This window comes from Rathayibacter festucae DSM 15932, from assembly GCF_004011135.1.
GTDB lineage: Bacteria > Actinomycetota > Actinomycetes > Actinomycetales > Microbacteriaceae > Rathayibacter > Rathayibacter festucae.
Genome location: NZ_CP028137.1, coordinates 53,645 through 73,327 on the forward strand (window position 1 = coordinate 53,645; position 19,683 = coordinate 73,327).

The window sequence follows — 19,683 nt, forward strand, 5'->3', positions numbered from 1 at the left end:
CGAAACATCCCCGCAATCTGCCCCGCACTAGAGTCGTGCCATGGGTGACCTCTTCGACGGATACGGGTCCCAGAAGGTCGAGCGGCCCCGCACGGGCGCCTCACCCTGGGACGAGATGTTCGCCGATGTCGCGGCGACCAGCGGCCCGGCCGGCGTCCGCGACTCCTACCGCGACATCTACTCCTCGCTCGCGCGGATGACGCAGGAGGAGCTGCGCGGTCGCACCGATGCGCTCGCCTCCTCCTACCTCGCGCAGGGCGTGACCTTCGACTTCGCAGGCGAGGAGCGGCCCTTCCCGCTCGACGCCGTCCCGCGCGTGATCGAGAGCGCCGAGTGGAACGAGGTGCAGAGCGGCATCAAGCAGCGCGTCCGCGCACTCGAGGCCTTCCTCGCCGACGTCTACGGCCCGCAGAACGCGGTGAAGGACGGCGTGATCCCCGCCGCCCTGCTCTCCAGCTCCAGCCACTTCCACCGCCAGGCCGCCGGGATCGAGCCGGCCAACGGCGTGCGGATCCAGGTCTCCGGCATCGACCTCATCCGCGACGAGGTCGGCGACTGGCGGGTGCTCGAGGACAACGTCCGCGTCCCCTCCGGCGTCTCCTACGTCATCTCGAACCGTCGGGTGATGGCGCAGACGCTGCCCGAGCTGTTCGTGTCGATGCGGGTGCGGCCGGTCGGCGACTACCCCAACCGCCTGCTCCAGGCCCTGCGCGCCTCCGCCCCCGAGGGCGTCGACGACCCCACCGTCGTCGTGCTCACCCCCGGCGTCTACAACTCGGCCTACTTCGAGCACACCCTGCTCGCCCGCCTGATGGGCGTCGAGCTGGTCGAGGGCCGCGACCTCTTCTGCACCGGCGGCAAGGTGTTCATGCGCACCACCTCCGGGCCGACCCGCGTCGACGTGATCTACCGCCGCGTCGACGACGAGTTCCTCGACCCGCTGCAGTTCCGCGCTGACTCGATGCTCGGCTCGCCCGGGCTCATGCTCGCCGCGCGCCTGGGGAACGTCACGATCGCGAACGCGGTCGGCAACGGCGTCGCCGACGACAAGCTCGTCTACACCTACCTGCCCGACCTGATCCGCTACTACCTCTCGGAGGAGCCGGTGATCAAGAACGTCGACACCTGGCGCCTGGAGGATCCGGGCGCGCTCGAGGAGGTGCTCGACCGCCTCGACGAGCTCGTCGTGAAGCCGGTCGACGGCTCCGGCGGCAAGGGCCTCGTCGTCGGGCCGGCCGCCTCGGCGAAGGAGCTGGCCGAGCTGCGCTCGCGGCTGCAGGCCGACCCGCGCGGCTGGATCGCCCAGCCGGTGGTGCAGCTCTCGACCATCCCGACCCTGGTCGACGACGGGATGCGGCCCCGGCACGCGGACCTCCGTCCCTTCGCGGTCAACGACGGCAAGGACATCTGGGTGCTGCCCGGCGGACTCACCCGGGTCGCGCTGCCCGAGGGCCAGCTGGTCGTCAACTCGTCGCAGGGCGGCGGGTCGAAGGACACCTGGGTCGTCGGCCTCGAGGGCGCGCCGCTCACCGAGCCGGACGCCCACGACATCTCCGGGCTCGTCGAGGACCAGGCCGCGGTGACCACCTCGATCCCGATCGTCTATCCGCTGAACCACACGCCCGACCAGTCGCCGCAGGACGCGGCCAACCACGACCAGGACCAGCAGCAGCAGCAGCAGACGCTCGCCGCAGGGGAGGACGCCTGATGCTCTCCCGGATCGCCGAGTCGCTGTTCTGGATCGGCCGCTACATCGAGCGGTCCGACGGCACCGCCCGCATCCTCGACGTCCACCTGCAGCTCCTGCTCGAGGACCCGTGGATCGACGAGGACACCGCCTGCCGCTCGCTGCTGTCGGTGATGGGCTCCACCGCCCCGGACGACATGAAGGAGGTCACCCGCGCCGACGTGCTGACCATCCTCGCGATCGACCGCACGAACCCCGCCTCGATCGCCTACTCGCTCGGTGCCGCCCGCGAGAACGCCCGCCGTGCCCGCGAGATCGTCTCGACCGAGCTGTGGGAGTGCCTGAACACCACGCGCACCCGGATGCCCCGCCGGGTGACGGGGGAGCGGGTGTCGGAGTTCTTCGGCTGGGTGCGCGAGCGCTCGGCGCTCGCCGTCGGCATCATCGAGTCCGCCACCTCGCGCGACGAGGCCTGGCAGTTCTTCACCCTCGGCCGCTCGATAGAGCGGGCCGACATGACGGCCCGGCTGCTGGCCACGCGGTCGCTGACCGAGGCGAGCGGCCCGTCCTGGACGACGATCCTGCGCTCCTGCGGGGCCTACGAGGCGTACCTCCGCACCTACCGCGGCGTGCCGAGTGCGCGGAACGCGGCGGAGTTCCTCCTGCTCGACCGCCTCTTCCCGCGCTCGATCCTCTTCTCGGTCTCGCGTGCCGAGATGTGCATGCGCGACATCGAGCCGCGCACCGGCCGCGTCGGCCACACCGGCGACGCCCAGCGGGTGCTCGGCCAGATCCGCAGCGAGCTGGAGTACCGGCCGATCGCCGAGATCCTCGAGGACCTGCCGCGGCACATGGACAGCGTGCAGGAGGCGACCTCGTCGGCCTCCGAGGCGATCCGCCAGCGCTACTTCCCCACCAACGTCATGCCGAGCTGGATCGGGGAGGCGCTGTGAGCAGGCTGCGCATCACGCACACGACAGGGTTCACCTACCGGGGCGACGTCGTCGCCTCCTACAACGAGGCGAGGATGCTCCCGGCGTCCTCGGACGGTCAGCTCGTGCTCTCCTCGAACCTGGTCATCCGCCCGGTCACCTCCGCGCACACCTACACCGACTACTGGGGCACCCGGGTCTCGTCGTTCGACGTGCTCGACCCGCACCAGGAGCTCTCGCTCACGGCGACCTCACTCGTCGAGATCCGCCCGAAGGCGCACCCCGACCACCCCGTCGGCTGGGAGCAGCTGGACGACCAGGTCCAGACGCTCACCGAGTACGTCGAGCAGCTCAAGCAGACCAACCGCACGGCGCCGCCCGAGGACCTGGTCGAGCTCGCCCGCCGGCTGGCCGACGCGGCGGAGGGTCCGTGCGACGCGGCCCTGTCGATCGCCGAGACCATCGGCCGGGAGATGACCTACCGCCAGGGCGTCACCGGCGTGCACTCGACGGCGACCGAGTCGTGGACCGCCCGCGAGGGCGTCTGCCAGGACATCACCCACATCGTCCTGGGCGCGCTGCGCTCGACGGGCATCCCCGCGCGCTACGTCTCCGGCTACCTGCACCCCAAGCCGAACGCGGCGATCGGCGAGACCGTCGTCGGCGAGTCGCACGCCTGGGTCGAGTGGTTCTGCGGCGGCGCCTGGCGCGGCTACGACCCGACCAACCTGATCGACATCGGCGACCGCCACGTGATCGTCGGCCGAGGCCGCGACTACAACGACATCGCGCCTCTCCGCGGCGTCTACGCCGGGCCGCACTCCTCGAAGCTGTTCGTCCGGGTGGAGATCACGCGCGAGGCGTGAGGGCGGGGGTCGTCACGAGGGCGACCTCCTCCTGGGCGGCGGGCTCGCCGGCGCGGGCGCGGCGGCGGGTGCGCAGGTACCAGCCGAGGCCGACGCCGAAGGCGAGGGCTCCGGAGGCGGCGCCGACCAGCATCGCCCAGCGCGGGCCGTAGGCGTTCGCGACCCAGCCGATCAGCGGGGCGCCGATCGGGGTGCCGCCCATGAAGATCGCCATGTAGAGCGCCATCACCCGGCCGCGCATCTCCGGCGTGGTCGAGAGCTGGACGTAGCCGTTGGCCGAGGTCATCAGCGTCTGCGCGGCGATGCCGACGAAGGGCAGCAGGATCGCGAAGGCCCAGACGGTCGGCATCAGGCCGGCGAGGGCGAGCGCGACACCGAAGGCAGCGGCGGCGCCGACGATCAGGCGCAGTCGCGGGCGGTCGCGACGGGCCGAGAGCAGGGCGCCGACGACCGAGCCGACGGCGATGGCGGAGGAGAGCAGGCCGAACTCGCTGGCACCCATGTCGAACTCGACCGTCGCCATCGTCGACGCGAAGATCGGGAAGTTGAGGCCGAAGGTGCCGATCAGGAAGACGATCGAGAGCACGACCAGGATGTCCGGCCGCCGCGAGACGTAGCGGAAGCCCTCGAGCAGCGCGCCGGGGCCGCGGGTCGCGCGCGGGGCGGAGCGCAGCTGCTCCCGGTGCAGGAAGCGCAGCGAGACCAGCACCGCGATGAAGCTCGCCGCGTTGAGGAGGAAGACCCAGCCGGAGCCGACCGCCGCGATCAGCACGCCCGCGAGGGCCGGGCCGATCATCCGCGCGGAGTTGAAGGAGGCCGAGTTCAGCGACACCGCGTTGGAGAGGTCGCGCTCCTCGACCAGCGCGGAGACGAAGGTCTGGCGCACCGGAGCGTCGATCGCGGCGGCGAAGCCCAGGAGCAGCGCGAAGACGTAGACCATCCAGAGCTGGACGATCCCGGTCACGACGATCAGGCCGAGCGCGAGGCCGAGGACGGCCATCGCGGCCTGCGTCGCCATCAGGAGCTTCCGGCGGTCGAAGCGGTCGGCGATGAAGCCGGAGAAGGGGACCATCAGCAGCTGCGGGCCGAACTGCAGTGCCATCGTCACGCCGAGCGCGGTCGCGTCGTGGTCGGTCAGATCGTTGATGACGATCCAGTCCTGGGCCGTGCGCTGCATCCAGGTGCCGATGTTGGAGACCATCGCACCGGCGAACCAGATGCGGTAGTTCGGCACCGCGAGCGAGCGGAACATCGCGCTCATCGGTCCGCCACCTCGCGCAGGAGCGCAGCGGCGTCGTGCAGCAGCCGGCGCTGGTCGGGGTCGAGCTCGCGGAGGCGGGCGATGAGCCAGGCGTCGCGGCTGCGCCGGACGTCGAGGACCAGCTCGGAGCCGCGCGCGGTCGCGCGGATGCGGGTGACGCGGCCGTCGGCCGGATCGGCGAGGCGCTCGACGAGTCCGTCGTCGGCGAGGCAGCCGACGGTGCGGGTCATCGAGGGCGGACGGACGCGCTCCGCCTCGGCCAGCTCGCCGAGGGTGCGCGGTCCCTCCCGGTGCAGGAGGGCGAGGACGCCGAACTGCGCGTCGCTGAGCTCGTGCTCCGCCTTCTCCTGGCGCAGGCGGCGGCCGAGCCGGCCCACGGCGATGCGCGTCTCGCCGGCGAGGGCGGGGAGATCGGTGTCGGCGGTAGTCACATAGTTAGCCTAACAAAAGAGTTGGCCCGCTGCATGCTGATCGAGCAGCCCGCGCAGCGGGCGCCCTCATGGTGATGGAGTGGACCGCGCAGCGGGCGCCCCCCATGCTGATCGAGTAGCCCGCGCAGCGGGCGTATCGAGATCCACCATCGTCAGAGCGCGGGTCTGCAGACCCCACCTGCTGGTGACGGTGGGTCTCGATACGCCCCTGCGGGGCTACTCGACCAGCATGAATGCGCGCGCCGGGATCGACCGGAATGAGTGCGTGCATCCGGGATCGACGGGCATGAGTGCGGGCAGCCGATGAGGAGCCTGCTGGTCGAGTAGCCGCGCAGCGGCGTATCGAGACCCCGGGTCCGCCGATCCCCCCCGTTGTGGCCACACCGATCGCGACAGCTTGGCGGGACGGGCGGCGCTCAGTACCGTCGGAGGCAGACCAGGCCGGGGACACGACGCGTACGGTGACCTGGTCCGATCGGCCGCCCGACCCGAAAGGGCGGCTCCCGCGCCCCGGCCTGGCCTCCGCCTCCCGTCGTTCCGCGACGGCAGCGGGACGGGCGGGTCAGGTCCGACGGGCGGTGCGCACCGCGCCGACGCTCGCCGCGACGACGAGGGCGATGCCGACCGCCTCGATCGCGGTCAGCCGCTGGCCCAGCACCAGGAACCCCGAGAGCGCGGCGGCGCCGGGCGCCAGCGCCATCAGGATCGAGAAGGTCGACGAGCGCAGGCGCCGCAGCGCGAGAAGCTCCAGTGCGTAGGGCAGTGCGGACGACAGCACGGCGACCGCGAGTCCGAGCAGCAGCACCGGCGGCAGCACGAGCGCGGGCCCGGCGGTGGCGATGCCGAACGGCAGCGACACGATCGCGCCGGCGGTCAGCGCGAGCGCGAGGCCGTCGAGCCGCGGGAAGCGCCCGCCGGTGCGCCCGGCGAAGACGATGTAGGTGGCCCAGAGCGCCGCCGCGCCGAGCGCGAAGGCGACGCCGACGGGATCGAGCGAGGAGAAGCCGCCCTGCGAGAGCACGACCACGCCGCCGAGGGCGAGGGCCGCCCAGAGCAGGCTGACGAGGCTCCGCCCGGCGATCACCGACAGCACCAGCGGACCGAGCACCTCGAGCGTCACCGCCGCGCCCTGCGGGATCCGGGCGATCGCCTCGTAGTAGCAGGCGTTCATCCCGCCGAGCGCGAGGCCGTAGGCGCCGACGGTGGCCCAGTCCGAGCGCGAGTAGCCGCGGATCCGCGGCCGGCAGACGACGAGCAGCACCAGCGCGGAGAAGACCAGGCGCAGGGTCACCGTGCCGATCGGCCCGGCGGTGGGGAAGAGCAGGACGGCGAAGGACGCGCCGAGCTGCACGCTCGCGATCGAGCCGAGCACGAGTCCGATCGATCCCGCGCTCGCCCGGGCGGGCGGGACGGCGTTCAGCTCGAGCGCCGCTGCTTCTGCACGGGAGGGACGTTGTAGCCGAGCAGGCCGACGCCGGTCTCGTCCCAGAGCAGGGTCGTCAGCGAGACGTTGTCGACCGAGGGGAAGGTGTGCCGGTAGGTCTCGGGATTGATGCCGAGGTAGGCGCAGAGCAGCAGCCGGATGAGGGTGCCGTGCGCGACGACGAGCACGCGGCCGTCCGGGTGGTCGCGGTGGATGCGGGCGAGCGCCGTGTTGGCGCGGGCGACGGCGTCGAGGCCGGACTCGCCGCCGGGCATCGGCTGGATCGCGGGCGCGGCGACCCAGGCGCGGTACTCGTCGGGGAAGCGCTTCTCCATCTCGGCGTTCGTCAGCCCCTCGCCCTGGCCGAAGTCGACCTCGACGAGGGCCGGGTCGAGCTGGACCTCGAGGTGGGCGGCCCGGGCGGCGGGCACGGCGGTGCGCACGGCGCGGACGAGGGTGGAGGAGTACACCGCGTCGAGCTCGGCGTCGACGGCCCAGGAGGCGAGCGTCGCCGCCTGGTCCTGGCCGAGCGGGGTCAGCGCGATGTCGGAGGAGCCCGCGTAGCGGTTCTCGGCGTGCCAGACGGTCTCTCCGTGCCGGGCGAGGATCAGGGTCGTCACTCGACGAGCCTACCGAGGCGGCCCCTGGGAGCCCGACCGGTCATGCGGCGCGCACGTCGTAGTGCGCGTCGACCAGCACCGGGAGGTGGTCGGAGACGCCCTGCGGCAGGGTCGAGACCCGCTCGATCCGCACCGAGTCGCTGATCGCGAAGTCGAAGTGCCCGCTGAAGTAGCGGTAGCGCGCGTAGGTCGGGGAATCACTGCGCGACACGAGGTAGCCGTTCCGCGTCATCTTGCGGTCGAGTCCGCGGAAGAACCAAGGGTAGTTGTAGTCGCCGACCATCAGCGACGGGGTGTCCGGGGCGTAGTCGCGGAGGCGGTCGAGCGCCTCGCCGATCTGCTTCCGGCGCAGCGCGTTGCCGGCCGAGAGCGGGGCCGCGTGGAAGGACGAGACGGCGATCGATCCGCCCTCGCGGTCCTCGAGCCGGACGGCGAGCAGACGCTCGTGAGCGGGGGACATCACCCGGTCGTGCATCGACTTGCTGAGCTCGAACGCGGCGCTGCCGAGGAGCTCGAAGCGGGCGTGCGAGTAGTAGACGGCGAGCCCGAGGCGGTTGCGCGCGGTCACCGAGGCGAGCCGCAGATCGCCGAGCTCCTGGGGGAGCTTCGTGGTGTCGCACTCCTGGAGGCAGAGGACGTCGACGTCGTGCCGGGCGGCGAGAGGGGCGATCTCGCCGTGCGCCCGGTGCTCCCGGAGGTTGTAGGAGATCACGCGGAGAGCGCGTTCGTTCGGCTGCATTGCGCCAGTGTAGGGCCGCCGGCGGGGGCCTCCGGCGACGTTCCGGCGAACACGGAGGGACGGCGCAGGGCCCCCGCGCTTCCCGGCCGGCGCGGTGCCGGAGGGGAGGTGCGAGGGCCCTGCGGAGGGGCGGTCAGTGACCGGCGGTGCCCGACGCGTCGGTGCCGTCGGCGGTCTCCGCGTCGGTGCCGTGGACGCCGTCGGTGGGTCCCCAGTCGGGCAGGGGCGGGTTCTGCTCCTCGCCCGCGGCGTCGACGCCGTCGGGTCCATCGGGGGACGGGCTGCCGACCTCGTCGAGTCCGGCGGGGTTCCCGGTGCCGGCCGTGCCGGTGGTCTCCTCGGGGTCGACGGGGGTGGTCTCGATGTCGTTCTCGGAGCTGCTCATGGGTCAACGCTAGGACGCCTCCTCCGCGCCCGGAAGCCCCTTGCGTCTCGCCCGGAAGCGGCTGCCGACCGGACGCCGTCCCACTGACGGGGGACAGGCTCCGGGCGCTGGCGCGGTCCTGCGCCTCTCGCGAGCATCGAGCCGGACCACCCGTCACCGTCGCCGGTGTGGCGCCGAAGCCCGCGCACCTCGACCGGAAGGCCACACCGTGACCCACGACTCCTCGCCCCGCTCCGATTCCGACCGCCTGGTCACCCGCCGCTCCGTCACCGCCGCCGCCGCGTGGACCGTGCCGGTCGTCGCCGTCGCCGTCGCCACCCCGTCCGCTGCGGCGTCGATCGTCGATCTCGGCGCGTACGCGCTCCGCGGCACCTGCGGCACCCTCGGTCTGCTCGGCCCCGGCTTCCTGCTGCAGGCGGGCCCCACGGAGCCGCTGCCGACCGGCACGACCATCATCATCACCGGCTCCGGGGTCGCCAACATCGGCGTCTTCTCGGTCTCGGGAGGCACGGCCTCCGTGGCCGTGCTGAGCAACACGTCCCGTCAGATCACCCTGACCGCCCCGCTGGCAGCAGGAGCGACCATCGCCGTCCGCACGACGCTCTCGATCAGCGTCGCCTTCCAGCTGAACGCCGTCTCGACGCTGCCCTCCGGCTACAGCGGGACCGGCTCGAAGACGGCGGCGAACGTGTCGAGCACGCTCATCCTCTGCTCCGCGAACTGACGCGCGGAACGGCGAAGGCCCTCCTCCTCCTTCTCGGAGGGGAGGGCCTTCGTCGTTCGTGCGGTGCGGAGCGGCGGCTCAGCGCCCGTAGGCGCCCGCGGCGGGGCAGTCGAACGGGTCGCCGCCGGCCGAGAGGCCCACGCGGTTGAGGTAGCGGACGACGATGCCGTACGACTCGAGCAGCGAGGTCTCGGTGTAGGGGATCTGGTGCGTCGCGCAGTACTCCTTGGCGATGACCTGGGCCTCGCGCAGGGCGGGGCGGGGCATGTTCGGGAAGAGGTGGTGCTCGACCTGGTAGTTCAGGCCGCCCATGAAGTAGTCGTTGAACCAGTTGCCGCGGATGCTGCGCGAGGTGAGGACCTGGCGGCGCAGGAAGTCGACGCGCGCCTCCTTGGGCAGGATCGGCATGCCCTTGTGGTTCGGGGCGAACGAGGCGCCCATGTAGAGGCCGAAGACGGCCATCTGCACGCCGACGAAGGCGAAGGCCATCCCGAGCGGCAGCGCCCAGAAGACGACGGCGAGGTACAGGCCGACGCGGGCGACGAGCATCGAGATCTCGACCCAGCGCTTGTCGACCTTGCCCTTGCCGAACACGGTGCGGAAGCCGTGCAGGTGCAGGTTGATGCCCTCGAGCAGCAGCAGCGGGAAGAAGGCGTAGCCCTGACGGCGGGTGAGCCAGGCGTAGGCGCCGCGCGAGCGGGCCGCGTCCTCCGGGGTGAACGACACGACGTCGCGGACGATGTCCGGGTCCTTGCCGAGCACGTTCGGGTTGGCGTGGTGGCGGCTGTGCTTGTTCATCCACCAGGAGTAGCTGATGCCGACGACGAGATTCGCGAGCGTGCGGCCGGCGACGTCGTTGGCCTTGCCGGACTCGAACACCTGGCGGTGCGAGGCCTCGTGCGCGAGGAAGGCGAACTGGGTGAGGACGATGCCCAGCGCGGCGGCGAGCAGCAGCTGGAACCAGGAGTCGCCCAGCAGGACGAAGCCGGTGACGATGCCGCCGAGGGCGAGCGTCAGCACGGAGAAGAGGATGTAGTAGAAGCCGCGGCGGCGGCGGAGGAGCCCGGCGTCGCGCACGGTGCTCAGCAGACCGGAGTACTCGGTCGTCGGGTTCGTGTTGCCCTCGCCGCGGGGGCGGGTGCGGATCACGCGGGGGGAGGCCTGGACCCGGGGGGAGGTCTCGACCCGGGGGGCGGTGGGGACGTTTCCGTCGGTCAGTGCGGTGGGGGTGCTCATCGGCGCCTCGCTCGTTCGGGGTGGCCGTCCTCGTCGACGGCCGCTCGGTGAGCGATCCCCGGGAGGTCCGGGTCCGCTCATGGTGTTCACCGCGTCGGTAGGGGCCGGACGAGGCTGCGGCCAACCGGGTTCCGGGGCGACCGAGGTCAACACTATGGGGTGCCGCGCGGCCCCGCATCAGGGCGATTGCCAGTCTTCGAGAGGCATGCCGGAGGGGGTATGCGATGAGGAGAACTCCGGGCCGACCAGGCGATCGTCGGCCCGGAGCTCTCCGCCCGGTCAGGAGCCGATCGAGTCCTGCGGACGGCCCGACTTGAGGGCGGCGAGGCGCGCCTCGACCTCGGTCATCTCGCCGAGGTCCTCGAGCGATTCGAACTGCGCGTCCAGGCTCGAGGAGGCGAGCTCCTCGGCGCCGCGGACGCGGGCCTCCTCACGGCGGATCTTCTGCTCGAACCGGCTGACCTCGCTGGTCGGGTCCATGATGTCGATGCTCTTGATCGCGTCCTGGACCTGCGACTGGGCCTCGACGGTCTTCGAGCGCGCGATCAGCTCGTCGCGCTTGGACGAGAGCTGGTTGAGCTTCTCGCGCATCTGGTTGAGGCCCGACTTGAGCTTGTCGACGACCTCGGTCTGCGAGGCGATGGTCGGCTCGGCGTCCTTCGCCTCCTTCTCCGACTGGATCTGGCGGGTCAGGGCGACCTTGGCGAGCGCGTCGAACTTGTCGGCGTCGCCGGCGTTGCCGGAGCTGCGCAGCTCGTCGGCCTTGCGGCTCGCGGCGAGCGCCTTGCCGCCCCACTCGTCGGCGTTCTGGACGTCCTCGCGGTAGTCGTCCTCGAGCAGGCGCAGGTTGCCGATGGTCTGCGCGATGGCGGCCTCGGCGTCGCGGATGCTGTCGGTGTAGTCGCGCACCATCTGGTCGAGCATCTTCTGCGGGTCCTCGGCCTGATCGAGGAGCGCGTTGATGTTGGCCTTCGCGAGCTGCGCGATGCGGCCGAAGATCGACTGTTTCTGGGCCATGCTGTCTCTCCTTGGGTGAGGTGCTTGCGGGCGGGGGCCGAGCGGATGCGGGCCCGGGGTCTGTGAGCGGGGGTCGTCGGATCGAGCGGGTGGTCCGGAGCGGGTCAGAAGCGTCCGCCGCCGCCGCGACGGCCTCCACCGCCGCCGCCGCCGAAGCCGCCTCCGGAGGAGCGACGGGAGCCGCCGCCGCCGAAGCCGCCACCGCCCCCGAAGCCACCGCCGCCGAAGCCGCCGGAGCGGTAGCCGGAGCGCCGGCCGCCGCCGCCGCCGAGGAGCGACTCGACGAGGATGCCGCCGAGGAAGGCGCCGGTGGTGTTGCCGCCGTAGCCGCCGCCGAGGCCGGGGGCGGAGTAGGCGCTCGCGTCGGAGCGGGCGGCCTGGAGCGCCTGCTGCGCGAGGGCGGAGGCGCGCTGGGCGGAGGCGAGCGCCTCGGCCGGGTCGGTGGCCGCGATCTGCGCGGCGTACTCCGCCGAGCGCGCGGCCTCGGCGACGCGGGTGCGCGCCTGCGAGCCGACCGCTCCGCGCCGGGCGGCGATGAAGTCCTCCGCGGCGGACACACGGCTGCGGGCGGCGCCGATCTCGGCGGCGAGGGCGGCCCGCTGGCGCTCGCGCTGCGCCTGGGCGTCGCGGTAGCCGCCGACCGCGGCGTCGATGGTGGCGTCGGCCGCGGTGAGGCGCTCCAGGAGCGCGAGCGGGTCGCGCGGGCTCGCGGCGGCGTCGCGCTCCACGGAGTCGAGGGCGGCCTCCGTCGTGGCGACCGCGGACTGCACGTTCGCGACGAGGGGTGCGCTCGCGGCGTCGGCGGAGTCGCCCGCCGCCACGATCGTGCGGCCCTGGGCGACGTCGGCGCGGATCTCGGCCACCCGCCCCGCGAGGGTGCGCTCGGCGTCCTGCAGATCGGTGGAGCGGGTGGCGACGGCGTCGAGGAGGCCCGAGGCCTGCTCGGCCGCCTGCTGGCCGGCGCGCAGGAGCACGGCCGCGCGGCCCGAGTCGCCGGCGGTGAGCGCCGTCCGCGCCTCGGTCACCTGGTCGTCGGCGAAGCGGAGGCGGTCCTCGGCCTGGTCGGCGTCGTCCTCCACGTCGTCGATCGCCGTCGGGGCGTAGCGGGTGGAGAGGTCGGTCAGCAGTGCGCGGGTCGGGGAGAGGCGGGTCCGGACCTCCGCTGCGCGCGCGGTCAGGCGGGCGGCCACCTCCGGGGCGTTCTTCTCGAGGGCGCGGAGCTCCTCGAAGGCCTCGGCCTTCTCATCGAGAACCTGCTCGGCGTCGGCGCAGAGCTGCAGGATCCGGCCGTAGCCGTCGCGGCGCTCCTGGTCGGTCTCCGGCTCCGCGTCGTCGAGCCGCTGCTGGAGGGCGAAGGCCTCGCCGAGAAGCCGCTTCGCGGTCGTGAGCGCCTCGCGGAAGGGGCCGGTCGCGTCCGAGCCGAACTGCGCCTCCGCGAAGCCGACCTCCTGCTCGCTGGTGCGGACGGCGTCGTCCGCCTGCACGAGGGCGGAGCCGGCGCGGGTGGCGAGCTCGTCGATCGACGCCTCCACGGCCTCGGCGGCCTTCCGGCGGCGCGCGCGGCGGACGAGGAGCCACACGATCACGCCGACGACGACCAGTCCGGCGAGCACGGCGAGGACGACCAGGAGGCCGGAGCCGAGCGACTCGCCCGCGCTCGGGGCGTCGAGGCGGGTGCCGATGCCCTGAGCGGCGGCGACCGCGGCGCCCGCCCAGTCGCCGTCGACGAGCTGGGGCTCGATGTCGTCGGTCTCCAGTGCGGACACCTGGCCGGCGTCGAGGGCGAAGCCGTTGTCGACGGACACCTGGTACTGCCGGGACTCGACCGCGACGGCGAGGAGGACGTCGTTCGTGCCGAGTCCGTTGAGCTCGGCGGTCGCGTCCGACCAGCGCTCGTCGCCGGTGGTGCCGGTGAAGGTGTCGACGTAGGCGACGAAGAGCTGGACGCTGTGCTCCTGGTAGAGCTGGGCGGAGGCGGCCTCGATGTCGCCGATCTCCGCTGAGCTGAGGACTCCGGCCGAGTCGAGGACGACGGAGGAGCCGAGCGTCGCAGGCGGCTCGGCCGCGGCGCCGGCGGCAGGGACGAGCGCGAGTGCGGCGGCGGCGAGCAGGGCGAGGAGCGCTGCGATCGGCGATCGGCGGGCGCCCCGGCGGCCCGCGGCCCTCGTCGGGGATGAATCGTTCGGCATCGCGCACTCCCTCGTCGTTCGCCTCCCGAGTGTAGACAGCCCGGGTGTCACCCGAGCGAGGGCTGTCCGTGAGGGGGAGGAGAGGGAGTGCGTGACGGAGGGCCCGTGCTGATCGAGTAGCCCGCGCAGCGGGCGCATCGAGATCCACCGGCGCCAGCAGGCGGGTCTGCAGGCCACCCTGCTGAGGACGGCGGGTCTCGATACGCCGCTCCGCGGCTACTCGACCGGCATGAATCGCGCGATCACTCGATTCGAGCGGGGGCCGTTCGTGTCGGCGGATCTGACCGCCGCCTCGACGAGCAGGTGACCCTACCGGCCGCGCCGGTCCGGGTCGGGCGAGACGGAGAACGTCCAGGGCAGGTCGCGGAACTCGCCGTTCTCGAGTACCGCGAGCAGAGCGAGACGCATCCTCTCGACGGTCTCGTCATCGGCCAGGATGCCGATCGTGAACTCGGTGAGCTCTGCGGACATCTGCTCGTCTCCTTCATCCGGCGCAGGGAACAGCAGGACTGTAGGCCGGGCGACGAGCGGCCGTCCCGGAAGGCGCGACGTGCTGTCGCGTCGTGCTCCTGGCCATGCTGATCGAGTAGCCCGCGCAGCGGGCGTATCGAGATCCACCAGCGTCACAGGGCGAGTCTGCAGACCGCCCTGTCGGCGTCGGCAGGTCTCGATACGCCGCTCCGCGGCTACTCGACCAGCATGTTCGCGCCCGTCCCGGCGCACCGTGAGTGGGAGAACGCCGGGAAGCGGAATGCGCGCGGGGCGGGCGCCGTTGCCTCCGGGGTGCGTCCCGGGAACGGTGACGTGTCCTCCCCCCGCTCTCCGATCGAAAGGCGATCCATGGATCCCTTCTCCCCCCTCACCGCCGGCGACCTCGAGCTGCCGAACCGCCTCGTGATGGCGCCGATGACGCGCCTGCGCGCCGACGAGCAGGGCGTCCCCGGCGCCCTCATCGCCGAGCACTACGCCCAGCGCGCCTCCCTCGGCCTGATCATCAGCGAGGGCGTCTTCCCGAGCGCCGAGTCGAAGGCGTACCCGGGCCAGCCCGGCATCGTCACCGCCGAGCAGGCCGAGGGCTGGAAGGGCGTCGCCGACGCCGTGCACGCCGCCGGCGGCCGCATCGTCATGCAGGTCATGAACGGCGGGCGCGTCACGCACACCGACGTCACCGGCACCGACCGCATCGTCGCGCCGAGCGCCGTCGCGATCGACGGCGAGGTCCGCGTCCCGAGCGGCGAGAAGAAGCCGTTCCCGGTCCCGCACGCGCTGACCACCGAGGAGCTCGCCACCGTCCGCGACGAGTTCGTCGCCGGTGCCCGCCGCGCCGTCGACGCCGGCTTCGACGGCGTCGAGGTGCACGGAGCCAACGGCTACCTGCTGCACGAGTTCCTCTCGCCGGTGTCCAACGTCCGCACCGACGCCTACGGCGGAACCCCCGCCGCCCGCGCCGCTTTCGTGATCGAGGTCACCCGCGCGGTCGCCGAGGAGATCGGCGCCGGCCGGGTCGGCATCCGCCTCTCGCCCGCGCACAACATCCAGGACGTCGTCGAGACCGACGAGGCCGACGTGCGCGCGACCTACGAGGCGGTCGTCGACGGCCTCGCGCCGCTGGGCCTCGCCTACCTCAGCGTCCTGCACGCCGAGCCCGCCGGCGAGCTGGTCCAGGACCTGCGCACCCGCTTCGGCGGCGTCTTCGTCGCGAACAGCGGCTTCGGCAGCCCGACCTCCCGCGAGGAGGCGACCGCGCTGATCAGCGACGGCCACGCCGACGCCGTCGCGGTGGGCCGTCCGGTCATGGCCAACCCCGACCTCGTCGAGCGCTGGCAGGGCGGCCACCCCGAGAACGAGCTCGTCCAGGAGACCGTCTACGGCGGCGGCGCCGAGGGCTACACCGACTACGAGCGCCTCTCGGCGTAGTCGCCCGCAAACGCAAGAAGGCCCGCTCCCTCATCGGGGGAGCGGGCCTTCTGCGTTCTGCGACCGATCAGTCGAGGTCGAGGCCGCCCTTGAGCTCCTGCTCGACCTGCTCGACGGTCTGGGGGTCGCCGTGCTCGACGTCCGACTCGTCGGCGGCGTCGCCGCGGCGGCCCTCGCCGACGGCGCGGATCGAGGCGAGCTCGTCGGCGAGCGCCGGGTCCACGGCGCGGCCGGTGTCGCCGTCGTCGGCGCTCACGAGTCGATCTCGCCCGCGGAGACCGCCTCGGCGTACTTGCGGAGGTCCGGTCCGGGCTCGAAGTCGATGAAGCGGTCCTTGAGGCGTGCGTTCAGCTCGGCGAAGACGTCCTCCCAGGGCTCGCCCTTCTTGGTCTTCGCGAGGTCGAGCACCGCCTCGCGGAGGACCCTGTCCGAGTCCTCGAGGATCTTGTCGCGGGCTTCGTCGTTCCAGCGGATGTCCTGTGCGTCCATGCCTCGACCGTAGGTGGGAGGCCCGCCCCGACGCAGGGACTTGCGGACCGCGCGAGCGAGGCGTAGGCACGCTGCCGATCCGTCGGGAACGGTCGTCCCGCCCGTGTGGCGAGAGCCGTTCGCGACGGATCGACGGCGCGGGTCAGGACAGGTGCGGGACGACGTCGCGCTCGAAGAGCTCGAGGCCGGAGCGGTCGTAGGCGGCGTCGGGGAAGTACGTGATCGCGTAGTCCATGCCGCGCTCGCGCATGTCGCCGAGGCGGTCGACGATCTGCGCGGGGGTGCCGACCGCGAGGGCGTCGGGGCTGCGGTACTCGGCGACGAACGCCGCGGCCGCCTCGGCGCCGAGGGCGGGGGTGACGCGCTCCTCCAGGCGCTGCAGGCCCTTCTCGACCTCCGCCTCCGTCTCGGCGATCATCACGTTGTAGTTGGAGCTGCGGGTGATCGCGGCGTAGTCGGTGCCGAGTCGCTCGCAGTGGCCGCGGAGGACGGCGCTCTTGTACTCGAACGCCTCCGGAGCGCCCGCGAAGTTGGTGTACTGCGCGTACTGAGCCGCGATGCGCAGCGTCACCTTCTCGCCGCCGCCGGCCACCCAGAGCGGGATCCCGCCGTCCTGTAAGGGGAGCGGGCGGTTCACCGCGCCGTCCACCTGGTAGTAGCGGCCGTCGAGCGTGGAGACGCCCTCGGTCCAGGCCTGGCGCATGATCTGGACGCCCTCGTCGAGGCGGCCGAGGCGCTCGGCGATCGGCGGGAAGCCGTAGCCGTAGGCGCGCCACTCGTGCTCGTACCAGCCGCCGCCGATGCCCATCTCGACCCGGCCGCCGGAGACGATGTCGACGGTGGTGGCGATCTTGGCGAGGTGCGCGGGGTTGCGGTAGCTCATGCAGGTGCACATCTGGCCGAGCCGCACCCGCGAGGTGGCGGCGGCGAACGCGGCCATCAGCGTCCACGCCTCGTGTGTCGCCTCCTCCGTCACCACCGGGACGGTGTGGAAGTGGTCGTAGACCCACACCGACTCCCACGGGCCGGCGTCGGCGTGCTGGGCGAGGTCGCGCATGGTGCGCCACTGGTCGGCGGGATCGATGCCGACGAGGTCGTGGCGCCAGCCCTGGGGGATGAAGAGTCCGAATCGCATGCCGCCGACCCTAGGGTGGCGCGACGCCCGGGTCGAGGGGGTGGCGGCGGCCGGATACGCTTCCGACCGATGCTGACGTTCACCGAGGACCTCGCCCTCCCGGTCATCCTGCTGATGATCCTGGCCGCGTTCGCCGCGGGCTGGATCGACGCGGTGGTGGGCGGCGGCGGCCTGCTCCAACTCCCCGCCCTGCTGCTCGTGCCGGGCATCTCGCCCGTGCAGGCGCTCGCGACCAACAAGCTCGCCTCGATCTTCGGGACCACGACGAGCGCGATCACCTTCTACCGGCGGGCGAGGCCGGACCTGCGGACGGCGCTGCCGATGGCGGCGGTGGCGCTGGCCGGCAGCTACGGGGGAGCGAACCTCGCGGGGCTGCTGCCCGCCTCGGTGTTCAAGCCGATCATCGTCGTCGCGCTGATCGTCGTGGCCGTGGTGACGATCACGCGGCCCGCGATGGGCGCTGTCACCGCGCTCAAGCACGCGGGGCGGCGGCACCTGGTGACGGCAGGGGTGCTCGGGCTCGTCATCGGCTTCTACGACGGGCTGATCGGGCCGGGGACCGGGACGTTCCTGATCATCGCGCTGATCACGGCGCTGGGCTACGACTTCCTGCTCGCGAGTGCGAAGGCGAAGATCGTCAACGTCGCGACGAACCTCGGTGCGCTGCTGTACTTCGTGCCGGGCGGCCACGTGATCTGGGTGCTCGGGCTGTTCATGGGGCTCGCGAACGTGGCGGGCGCCTACCTCGGCTCGCGGATGGCGGTGGCGAAGGGCAGCCGGTTCATCCGGATCGCGTTCCTCGTGGTCGTCGGGGCGCTGATCGTGAAGCTCGGCTTCGACGTCTGGACGGAGAACCTGGCGCCGCTGCTCGGCTGACGGCGGGCGGTGGCGACAGAACATCAGCCAGGAAGGGGTGTCATCGCTGATCGCGGAGGACGGCCCTTCCTGGCTGATGTTCTGCATTCAGAAGGCGGCGGATCAGCCGAACGGGATCGCTCCGACCAGGACGCCGACCGCCAGCATCACCAGCGAGACGATCACCGCGCGCCAGAGCACCTTGCGGTGGTGGTCGCCCAGGTTGACCGCGGCGAGCGAGACCAGCAGCAGGATCGCCGGCACGAGCGGGCTCTGCAGGTGGACGGGCTGGCCGGTGATCGAGGCGCGGGCCATCTCGACCGGGTCGATGCCGTACTGCGCGGCGCTCTCGGAGAGCACCGGGAGGATGCCGTAGTAGAAGGCGTCGTTCGACATGAAGAAGGTCATCGGGATGCTCAGCACGCCGGTGATCACGGCGAGGAACGGGCCGAGCGCGGGCGGGATGACGTCGACGACCCACTCGGCCATCGCGTCGACCATGCCGGTGCCGTTGAGGACGCCGATCAGGACGCCGGCCGCGAGGACCATCGAGACGACGCCGACGATGCTCGGCGCGTGCTTGACGATCTCGGACGCCTGGTCCTTCATCTTCGGGAAGTTGATCAGCAGCGCGACCGCGGAGCCGACCATGAAGACGTAGGGGAGCGGGAGGACGTCGGCGACGAGGAGGGTCATCACGGCGAGGGTCAGCACGAGGTTGACCCAGATCAGCTTCGGGCGGAGGGTCTCGCGCTCGGGGTCGAGCATGGTGTCGGCCATCGCGGTGTCTGCGTCGTCGGCCTGGACACGGGCCGCGACGGCGACCTGGGCGCCGCGCAGCGACTCCGGACCGCGGAGGAAGGAGAAGCGCTCGCGGGCGACGGTGCGGATGCCGCCGGTGAGGGCGGCGAGGCCGCCGGTGCGCGAGGAGCCGGAGCGGGCCGCGCCGCCGCGGGACGAGCCGGCGCCGACGAGCTCCTGCTCGAGCATCGGCTCGGCGAGGGCGAGCGAGCCGAGGCGGCGGCGCTCGCCGAGTCCGAGGAACCAGGCGAAGACGAGGGTGACGGCGAGGCCGACGGCGAGCGAGGGCAGCATCGGCACGAAGATCTCGCTCGGCGAGACCTGCAGCGCCGCGGCGGCGCGCACCGTGGGGCCGCCCCAGGGGACGATGTTGAGCGTGCCGTTGGCGAGGCCGGCGACGCAGGTGAGGACGACGGGGTTCATCCCGAGGCGGAGGTAGATCGGCAGCATCGCGGCGGTGGTCACGATGAAGGTGGTCGAGCCGTCACCGTCGAGCGAGACCGCGCCGGCGAGCAGCGCGGTGCCGAGGACGACCTTGGCCGGGTCGTCGCCGAGCGCGCGGACGATGAAGCGGATCAGCGGGTCGAACAGGCCGACGTCGATCATGATGCCGAAGTACATGATCGCGAACATCAGCAGGGCGGCCGTGGGGGCGAGGCTGCCGATCGCCTCGAGGACCATGTCGCCGATGCCGAGACCGGCGCCGGCGAAGAGCCCGAAGATCGTCGGGACGACGATCAGGGCGACCATGGGCGTGAGCCGCTTGGTCATGATCAGGGCCATGAAGGCCAGGATCATCGTGAATCCGAGTACTACCAACACTGCTGACTCCTTCGTCGTCGTGCGTCCGGGATCCCGCGGCGGGCTCTCCAGGTCGTGGACACACTAGGCAGCCACCGGCGCCCGGCCCGGGTATCGCTCATAAGCGCGGGATCTGCGCATAGTGTGGGTTCTGCGCATTCTGCGCATCCCGACC

General features: G+C 72.3%; 20 protein-coding genes. 6 read left to right on the forward strand and 14 right to left on the reverse strand.

Going from position 1 to position 19,683, the window contains the following annotated elements; all coding sequences use genetic code 11:
* Nucleotides 1–40 precede the first annotated feature (40 nt).
* Genes C1I64_RS00255 through C1I64_RS00265 form a run of 3 tightly spaced genes read left to right on the forward strand, consistent with a single transcriptional unit; the run spans nt 41 to nt 3,485 of the window.
* Nucleotides 41–1,708, forward strand: a complete 1,668-nt coding sequence (locus C1I64_RS00255) for a circularly permuted type 2 ATP-grasp protein (RefSeq protein ID WP_123444950.1) — start codon at nt 41–43, stop codon at nt 1,706–1,708.
* Complete coding sequence (locus C1I64_RS00260; protein ID WP_123444951.1) at nt 1,708–2,640, forward strand: alpha-E domain-containing protein; 933 nt, start codon at nt 1,708–1,710, stop codon at nt 2,638–2,640. The genes C1I64_RS00255 and C1I64_RS00260 overlap by 1 nt, the downstream gene beginning before the upstream one ends.
* Complete coding sequence (locus tag C1I64_RS00265; RefSeq protein ID WP_123444952.1) at nt 2,637–3,485, forward strand: transglutaminase family protein; 849 nt, start codon at nt 2,637–2,639, stop codon at nt 3,483–3,485. Before C1I64_RS00260 ends, C1I64_RS00265 begins: the two co-directional genes overlap by 4 nt.
* On the opposite strand, the gene C1I64_RS00270 is transcribed toward C1I64_RS00265, so the two are convergent.
* From C1I64_RS00270 to C1I64_RS00295, 6 genes are all read right to left on the reverse strand, one after another.
* The gene (locus tag C1I64_RS00270; RefSeq protein WP_127885854.1) at nt 3,469–4,746 is read right to left on the reverse strand and encodes an MFS transporter; all 1,278 of its coding nucleotides are present in this window, start codon (nt 4,744–4,746) and stop codon (nt 3,469–3,471) included. The genes C1I64_RS00265 and C1I64_RS00270 overlap by 17 nt on opposite strands.
* Nucleotides 4,743–5,177 (reverse strand): MarR family winged helix-turn-helix transcriptional regulator, encoded by a 435-nt coding sequence (locus tag C1I64_RS00275; protein WP_127885855.1) that lies wholly within the window; start codon nt 5,175–5,177, stop codon nt 4,743–4,745. Before C1I64_RS00275 ends, C1I64_RS00270 begins: the two co-directional genes overlap by 4 nt.
* Before the next feature lie 562 nt (nt 5,178–5,739).
* On the reverse strand, nt 5,740–6,549 hold the full coding sequence (locus C1I64_RS00280) for an EamA family transporter (protein WP_244209373.1): 810 nt from the start codon (nt 6,547–6,549) through the stop codon (nt 5,740–5,742).
* A 44-nt stretch (nt 6,550–6,593) separates the two neighbouring features.
* A complete protein-coding gene (locus C1I64_RS00285) occupies nt 6,594–7,220 on the reverse strand; it encodes a histidine phosphatase family protein (RefSeq protein ID WP_123444957.1) in 627 nt (208 codons plus the stop codon).
* Nucleotides 7,221–7,260: 40 nt separating this feature from the next.
* Nucleotides 7,261–7,959: an endonuclease/exonuclease/phosphatase family protein gene (locus C1I64_RS00290; RefSeq protein WP_123444958.1), complete on the reverse strand. Its 699-nt coding sequence runs from the start codon at nt 7,957–7,959 to the stop codon at nt 7,261–7,263.
* 133 nt (nt 7,960–8,092) lie between these two features.
* A complete protein-coding gene (locus C1I64_RS00295) occupies nt 8,093–8,344 on the reverse strand; it encodes a hypothetical protein (RefSeq protein WP_123444959.1) in 252 nt (83 codons plus the stop codon).
* Between the two features lie 208 nt (nt 8,345–8,552).
* Here C1I64_RS00295 and C1I64_RS00300 point away from each other — a divergent pair, with 208 nt between their 5' ends.
* On the forward strand, nt 8,553–9,068 hold the full coding sequence (locus C1I64_RS00300) for a hypothetical protein (protein WP_148076880.1): 516 nt from the start codon (nt 8,553–8,555) through the stop codon (nt 9,066–9,068).
* Between the two features lie 78 nt (nt 9,069–9,146).
* Here the strand turns inward: C1I64_RS00300 and C1I64_RS00305 are convergent, their stop codons facing one another.
* From C1I64_RS00305 to C1I64_RS19910, 4 genes are all read right to left on the reverse strand, one after another.
* Nucleotides 9,147–10,304: a fatty acid desaturase family protein gene (locus tag C1I64_RS00305; RefSeq protein WP_123444960.1), complete on the reverse strand. Its 1,158-nt coding sequence runs from the start codon at nt 10,302–10,304 to the stop codon at nt 9,147–9,149.
* A gap of 279 nt (nt 10,305–10,583) precedes the next feature.
* Nucleotides 10,584–11,321 (reverse strand): PspA/IM30 family protein, encoded by a 738-nt coding sequence (locus tag C1I64_RS00310; protein WP_127885857.1) that lies wholly within the window; start codon nt 11,319–11,321, stop codon nt 10,584–10,586.
* Nucleotides 11,322–11,425: 104 nt separating this feature from the next.
* Nucleotides 11,426–13,510 (reverse strand): TPM domain-containing protein, encoded by a 2,085-nt coding sequence (locus C1I64_RS00315; RefSeq protein WP_127885858.1) that lies wholly within the window; start codon nt 13,508–13,510, stop codon nt 11,426–11,428.
* 309 nt (nt 13,511–13,819) lie between these two features.
* Nucleotides 13,820–13,981, reverse strand: coding sequence for a hypothetical protein (locus C1I64_RS19910; protein ID WP_164874406.1), 162 nt, complete (start codon nt 13,979–13,981; stop codon nt 13,820–13,822).
* 369 nt (nt 13,982–14,350) lie between these two features.
* Here C1I64_RS19910 and C1I64_RS00320 point away from each other — a divergent pair, with 369 nt between their 5' ends.
* Complete coding sequence (locus C1I64_RS00320; protein WP_127885859.1) at nt 14,351–15,427, forward strand: alkene reductase; 1,077 nt, start codon at nt 14,351–14,353, stop codon at nt 15,425–15,427.
* Nucleotides 15,428–15,494: 67 nt separating this feature from the next.
* Here the strand turns inward: C1I64_RS00320 and C1I64_RS00325 are convergent, their stop codons facing one another.
* The 3 genes from C1I64_RS00325 to C1I64_RS00335 form a co-directional block, all read right to left on the reverse strand.
* Nucleotides 15,495–15,683 (reverse strand): hypothetical protein, encoded by a 189-nt coding sequence (locus C1I64_RS00325; RefSeq protein WP_123444966.1) that lies wholly within the window; start codon nt 15,681–15,683, stop codon nt 15,495–15,497.
* Complete coding sequence (locus tag C1I64_RS00330) at nt 15,680–15,916, reverse strand: hypothetical protein (RefSeq protein ID WP_127885860.1); 237 nt, start codon at nt 15,914–15,916, stop codon at nt 15,680–15,682. The genes C1I64_RS00325 and C1I64_RS00330 overlap by 4 nt, the downstream gene beginning before the upstream one ends.
* A gap of 142 nt (nt 15,917–16,058) precedes the next feature.
* Complete coding sequence (locus C1I64_RS00335; RefSeq protein ID WP_127885861.1) at nt 16,059–17,051, reverse strand: LLM class F420-dependent oxidoreductase; 993 nt, start codon at nt 17,049–17,051, stop codon at nt 16,059–16,061.
* 69 nt (nt 17,052–17,120) lie between these two features.
* On the opposite strand from C1I64_RS00335, the gene C1I64_RS00340 reads away from it, so the two are divergent.
* A complete protein-coding gene (locus C1I64_RS00340) occupies nt 17,121–17,927 on the forward strand; it encodes a sulfite exporter TauE/SafE family protein (RefSeq protein WP_127885862.1) in 807 nt (268 codons plus the stop codon).
* A 102-nt stretch (nt 17,928–18,029) separates the two neighbouring features.
* On the opposite strand, the gene C1I64_RS00345 is transcribed toward C1I64_RS00340, so the two are convergent.
* Complete coding sequence (locus C1I64_RS00345) at nt 18,030–19,505, reverse strand: CitMHS family transporter (protein WP_123444971.1); 1,476 nt, start codon at nt 19,503–19,505, stop codon at nt 18,030–18,032.
* Nucleotides 19,506–19,683 lie beyond the last annotated feature (178 nt).

Excerpts from the sequence above, each read along its gene's own strand:
- C1I64_RS00305 (WP_123444960.1), bottom strand. The coding sequence starts at position 10,304 with ATGAGCACCCCCACCGCACTGACCGACGGAAACGTCCCCACCGCCCCC.
- C1I64_RS00345 (WP_123444971.1), bottom strand. The coding sequence starts at position 19,505 with ATGATCCTGGCCTTCATGGCCCTGATCATGACCAAGCGGCTCACGCCC.
- C1I64_RS00255 (WP_123444950.1), top strand. The coding sequence starts at position 41 with ATGGGTGACCTCTTCGACGGATACGGGTCCCAGAAGGTCGAGCGGCCC.
- C1I64_RS00330 (WP_127885860.1), bottom strand. The coding sequence starts at position 15,916 with ATGGACGCACAGGACATCCGCTGGAACGACGAAGCCCGCGACAAGATC.
- C1I64_RS00310 (WP_127885857.1), bottom strand. The coding sequence starts at position 11,321 with ATGGCCCAGAAACAGTCGATCTTCGGCCGCATCGCGCAGCTCGCGAAG.
- C1I64_RS00335 (WP_127885861.1), bottom strand. The coding sequence starts at position 17,051 with ATGCGATTCGGACTCTTCATCCCCCAGGGCTGGCGCCACGACCTCGTC.
- C1I64_RS00340 (WP_127885862.1), top strand. The coding sequence starts at position 17,121 with ATGCTGACGTTCACCGAGGACCTCGCCCTCCCGGTCATCCTGCTGATG.
- C1I64_RS00290 (WP_123444958.1), bottom strand. The coding sequence starts at position 7,959 with ATGCAGCCGAACGAACGCGCTCTCCGCGTGATCTCCTACAACCTCCGG.
- C1I64_RS00315 (WP_127885858.1), bottom strand. The coding sequence starts at position 13,510 with ATGCCGAACGATTCATCCCCGACGAGGGCCGCGGGCCGCCGGGGCGCC.
- C1I64_RS00260 (WP_123444951.1), top strand. The coding sequence starts at position 1,708 with ATGCTCTCCCGGATCGCCGAGTCGCTGTTCTGGATCGGCCGCTACATC.
- C1I64_RS00270 (WP_127885854.1), bottom strand. The coding sequence starts at position 4,746 with ATGAGCGCGATGTTCCGCTCGCTCGCGGTGCCGAACTACCGCATCTGG.
- C1I64_RS00320 (WP_127885859.1), top strand. The coding sequence starts at position 14,351 with ATGGATCCCTTCTCCCCCCTCACCGCCGGCGACCTCGAGCTGCCGAAC.
- C1I64_RS00295 (WP_123444959.1), bottom strand. The coding sequence starts at position 8,344 with ATGAGCAGCTCCGAGAACGACATCGAGACCACCCCCGTCGACCCCGAG.
- C1I64_RS19910 (WP_164874406.1), bottom strand. The coding sequence starts at position 13,981 with ATGTCCGCAGAGCTCACCGAGTTCACGATCGGCATCCTGGCCGATGAC.